The sequence below is a fragment of the Roseburia sp. 1XD42-69 genome (genome assembly GCF_003612565.1).
Classification (GTDB): Bacteria; Bacillota; Clostridia; order Lachnospirales; family Lachnospiraceae; genus Roseburia_B.
The window spans coordinates 1-3837 of record NZ_RAZG01000143.1 but is presented as its reverse complement, the minus strand read 5'-3'; the positions used below and the strand labels follow the sequence as shown (position 1 = coordinate 3837).

The window sequence follows — 3837 nt, the reverse complement described above, 5'->3', positions numbered from 1 at the left end:
TATTCGGAGCCTGCTTCGTATGAAAATTATGCTCCAATAGGCTGGATATCAAAATATGAAGACTTTTTTGATCTGATTCCTATTGAACAGCAATACTGGAAAAAATAATGAAGTATTTGGACAATATGAAGTGACCTCACATTTGTAGCAACGTGGATTTACCTGTATACTAAGTTGTTGGAAAAACAATGGTAACAGGGATTACCGCATACAAAAGACCAACTATTAAAAGTCAAGTAGATAATTGAAAAAATCAAAAGAAATTTTCATAGAAAAAAAGAGCACGACAACAAGACCTGCTGTCAGGCAGGCTGGAAAAGGAAAAGGATTTAAGCCTTTGGAACATAAGGCTGATTATTCTTCACAACAGCATAAATAATGTTGCACATTTTTCTTGCCACAGCACCGATGCAGGTCAAATGATGCTTGCCTTCCGCCCTCTTCTTCTGGTAATAGGCACTTAATACAGGGGCTTTAAAGGCGGCAACCAGGGCGGCTTGAAAAATGGCTTTCCGCAGGTATGGTGATCCACGTTTGCTCATTACATTGTGGGCTGCTTCAAATTCGCCGGACTGCGTGACCGTGGCATCAAGCCCGGCAAAGGCCACCAGTTTTCTGGGACTGTCAAATTTAGAAATGTCACCTATTTCACTGATAATGGCAGCGCCGGTGACATTGCCGATCCCGGTAATGGTCGTAATGGGGGATTCCAGTTTTTCCATGATGCCAGCGATTTCGGTTTCCGTTTCTTTTACCTGTTTTTCAATAAAAGCTATCTGTTCAATCAGCGTTTTGAGCTGAAAGGTAAAGCTGCTTTTGGCGAAAGTAACGCCCAAAGGAACAGGACGTGGCAGCCTTTAACTGCGCAGCTTTTGCAGGGCCGACCTGCTTACGGCTGAGTTTTGCCAGCAGTTCTGCAAGGGTTTGCGATGAAACGGTCTCAAAATCAATGGGCGAAGAAAACTGGAGAAGGATCTCTTTTGAGGTCTAGTCAAAGATGTGGGAAAAAATGGACTGGTATTCAGGGAAAACCTGATCCAGCACACAGACAACCTTACGCTTCAAGTCACTGATGGATTCCATCAGATAGGTGCGAAAACGCGTAAGTGAACGCAGGGAGAATAAATCCTCATCTGCGAGCCTGGTTTCGATAAACTGCCCATAACGGATTAAATCGGCAATGAGGACAGAATCAATGATATCATTTTTCCGTTTGCGGATTTCAGTGCCCCTGCGCCAGCCATCGGTCTGAATGGGATTGATGACATGGAGAAGGAACTTCTTTTCAAAAAGAAACGAATAGACAGAGAGCCAGTAGTGCCCGGTAGCCTCCATGCCGATTTCAAAGTCATCAGGACTGGGAGAATAAGAAGCGAGTTTGGAAAAGAGGGAATGTCCGCCGTCTGAGGTATTTGGAAAGGAAAAAGCCTTAAATACCACCTTGCCGGATTCATCCATCATGGAAGCGACATGGTTATTTTTACCGATATCAATGTCAACAAAAAACATAGAGCCACCTCAAAAGAAAGATTTTAGATTGGGAGACCACTCATCTAATAAGCACCACTCCCTTGTGCTAAATACGGAGAGAAGCCATAAGGCAACCAACATCCAACTCATACGCGGAAAGCTTATTAGAGAGAGGGATTAGTCTTTCAAGTACGAGCAGAGGCGCTCAAGGAGGGAACGATCATCCTCTCAATCTAATAAAACTATTATCTCCTATCAGACAGGAGATGTAAAGAAGCAGGTCCGAGGATTTATAGGTATCCCTTGAACAACCTAAATACATTATACAAGGTGGTTTATAGATATGAGAAGATGTCCATGTTGTGGCTATTTAACAATTGATGATTCAGAAAAGGTAATTTCTGATATTTGTGAGGTATGTTTTTGGCAGTATGATGAAGTTGCTCAAAAAAGACCGAATGATATTATAGGAGCCAATAAAGTATCTTTAGATACAGCGAAAAAAAATTATCAATTATTTGGGGCGATAGAGCAACGTTTCGTTGATATGGTTCGTTTGCCATATAAAGATGAAATATAAATTGTTATTAACATGAAAAGCTGTGAAAACAGAAGCGGAAGAATATCAAAAGAGCTATTGCTAGTTGTATGCAAGAAGGCGTATTTATAGAAGAAAATTAGAATTGAAGATATGACAAAGCCGCGTGGTAGAAATCATTTAGATGTTAATGGCAATGACATGAATAATAAAATTGTTGATGGAAAAATATGTGGTCGGAACAATTCTGAATATCAAAAAGTGACACATTTTATAATACTGACAAATAGGAGAAAAAATGTCAAGAGAGAGAATGATTAGAGTTCCCAAAGATGTAAAAGCAATGTATGATTTTGATTATGGAGTTCAAGAATCAGATCAGATGGAAGAAGTAGTTTTAACAGAAAAAGAATTTATAGAATTAGATAGTATAGGGGCTTTTGATTTAATTAATGAAAAATGTCAGGTTATTATTGATGATTATGAGGAAGAAATTATTGAATTGGAAAAAATACCAGTAGCTTTAGAAGTAATAATGCAGTTAAGAAATGAGTTTACAAGTGAGAGTCTAATTAACCTAAAAAAATATTAGAAAAAGCACTTGAGTATAAGACATTGGTAGCTTTTGAATTTTAAAACAATTTTATTGTGTGACAAACTAAGATAAGCCCCTGAAGATATGCCGTCATGGGGCGAAAACTGTCTATGTCGGGGGCCTGTGGAGGGTACTGGAAAAGCATATCCAGCTTTTGCAGGAAGAGTTCCGTTATACTTATATCCTGGGCAGGGACGCCTATGCGGCGGCAAAAGCTGTCTATAACCCCATGTTTGTGGGCCAGTCCATCCATGGGACAGTGATAAAAACTGGAGGGGATGCCGTGAGGCTCTACTTAAAGATTGATAAGAAGCAGGATGTTTCCACAGCGCACCCTTACCCCTGGGTGCCGGATACGGGAAGCTTTTGGAAAGTCCCCCTCCGCTTTGTACCGGCGGAAAAGTGTACTGTATGCCGGAAACCGGCACAAAGATGTCTTTGTATTTCCCGGATGAGGATGAGCGGAATGTCATAGTTGTAAACTGTATCCGCCAGAACGGGACAACGGTAAACATCTGTGCCGTGGAGAATATCGAGCTTTTTGCAAAGAGAATCACCGTGAATTCCCCGTAGGAGCTTAATATTTTAAGGGCCCCGGAGAATTAAGGGTGTAGATAAAGCAAGAAAGGGGGAGAGCATGGCAAGTATTGTAAAGGGTAAGTATGGGTTGGTAGAGCCGGGGTATGGGATAACGGGTATCAGTATGGAGGGAGGGGAGATTAATCTTTTCGGAAATAATTACACTATGATTAAAACGTCTGCTATTGATTCGTTTCCACAGGTCAAAGATATTAATCTAGAATCTAAAGAACCAGTGGAAGAAAAAGAAGAGAATTTTACAGAGGATGAAGTTTTGACGGGGTATGTCGTAACAGGCTTACTTGCGGGACTGGCAATTGGAGGTGTCCTGCTGGCACCTGTAACAGGCGGGGCATCACTGGGGATAACATTTTCGGCAGGCACTGCGGCTTTTGGGTCTGGCTTAAACACATATGAAATGAAAAAGAACAGCAGTTAAATAGAAGAAGATCCTGCAGCAGACGCACTCCTGGCAGGATCCACTACAACAAGTGTTCTTGCCGGGATAGCCATAGTGGGTGTTTTGATGGCACCTGTAACAGGCGGGGCATCATTGGGGCTGACAGTTATTTCCGGAACTGCAACCGCTGGAACAGGTTTAACCACAAGCGGTATGGTAAGAAACAGCCGGGAAACAGGATATCAACCGGACTCA

At 41.7% G+C, this 3837-nt stretch carries 4 protein-coding genes and 1 pseudogene; 4 read left to right on the top strand and 1 reads right to left on the bottom strand.

Features of this window, described 5'->3' with window-relative positions:
• Window positions 1-329: 329 nt before the first annotated feature.
• A pseudogene (locus D7Y06_RS24220) lies at window positions 330-1509 on the bottom strand (IS110 family transposase).
• Between the two features lie 304 nt (window positions 1510-1813).
• Between D7Y06_RS24220 and D7Y06_RS24215 the strand changes: the two are divergent.
• The 4 genes from D7Y06_RS24215 (at window position 1814) to D7Y06_RS24200 (ending at window position 3621) form a co-directional block, all read left to right on the top strand.
• Window positions 1814-2050, top strand: a complete 237-nt coding sequence (locus D7Y06_RS24215) for a CPCC family cysteine-rich protein (protein ID WP_120410056.1) — start codon at window positions 1814-1816, stop codon at window positions 2048-2050.
• A 256-nt stretch (window positions 2051-2306) separates the two neighbouring features.
• A complete protein-coding gene (locus tag D7Y06_RS24210; RefSeq protein WP_199714848.1) occupies window positions 2307-2600 on the top strand; it encodes a hypothetical protein in 294 nt (97 codons plus the stop codon).
• Between the two features lie 157 nt (window positions 2601-2757).
• Window positions 2758-3078 (top strand): hypothetical protein, encoded by a 321-nt coding sequence (locus tag D7Y06_RS24205; protein WP_120410055.1) that lies wholly within the window; start codon window positions 2758-2760, stop codon window positions 3076-3078.
• Window positions 3079-3240: 162 nt separating this feature from the next.
• Window positions 3241-3621, top strand: coding sequence for a hypothetical protein (locus tag D7Y06_RS24200; RefSeq protein WP_120410054.1), 381 nt, complete (start codon window positions 3241-3243; stop codon window positions 3619-3621).
• Window positions 3622-3837: the final 216 nt, after the last annotated feature.